The 774-nt window shown below is 69.3% G+C and carries 1 protein-coding gene; it reads left to right on the top strand.

Features of this window, described 5'->3' with window-relative positions:
- On the top strand, positions 1-774 hold a 774-nt coding region (locus tag HUK84_RS21070), incomplete at both ends, for a carbamoyl phosphate synthase preATP-grasp domain-containing protein (RefSeq protein WP_456306688.1).

Here is a 774-nt window from a genome sequence, read left to right as displayed (position 1 = left end):
GTCGCAGCCGCGCCCCGAGCGGATCCTGATGGCGGCCCAGGCGCTGCGCGCCGGGCTGAGCGTCGAGGAGATCCATGCCGCGTGCCGTTTCGAGCCGTGGTTCCTTCGCGAATTGCAGAAGATCGTCGCGGCCGAGCACGCCGTGGTGCAAGACGGGCTGCCGCGCGACGCGCAGGGGCTGCGCCGGCTGAAGGCGATGGGGTTCTCGGACGTGCAGCTTGGCCGGCTGTCGGGCACCGAGGCGCATGAGATCGCCGCCCTGCGCGCGCGTCTGGCGGTGGCGCCGGTCTATAAGCGGATCGATACCTGCGCGGGCGAGTTCGCCTCGGCCACGCCTTACATGTATTCGACCTATGAAGGCGGGTTCGGGGTGCCGGAATGCGAAAGCCGCCCCACCGGCCGCCGCAAGATCGTGATCCTGGGCGGCGGGCCGAACCGCATCGGCCAGGGGATCGAGTTCGATTATTGCTGCGTCCATGCGGCCTATGCGCTGCGCGAGGCCGGGTTCGAGACCATCATGGTCAATTGCAACCCGGAGACCGTGTCGACCGATTACGACACCTCGGACCGGCTGTATTTCGAGCCGCTGACGGCCGAGGACGTGATCGGGCTGATCCGCCGCGAGCAGGAGCAGGGCGAGGTCCTGGGCTGCATCGTGCAATATGGCGGGCAGACGCCGCTGAAATTGTCGCGGGCGCTGGAGGCGGCGGGGATCGCGCTGCTGGGCACGCCGGCCGACGCCATCGACCGCGCCGAGGACCGCGAGCGCTTCCA

Origin of the sequence: Nguyenibacter vanlangensis (assembly GCF_013376155.1) — a bacterium.
Lineage (GTDB): Bacteria > Pseudomonadota > Alphaproteobacteria > Acetobacterales > Acetobacteraceae > Gluconacetobacter > Gluconacetobacter vanlangensis.
The sequence above is the reverse complement of the archived record's forward strand: the minus strand, read 5'-3'. Positions and strand labels throughout refer to the sequence as shown.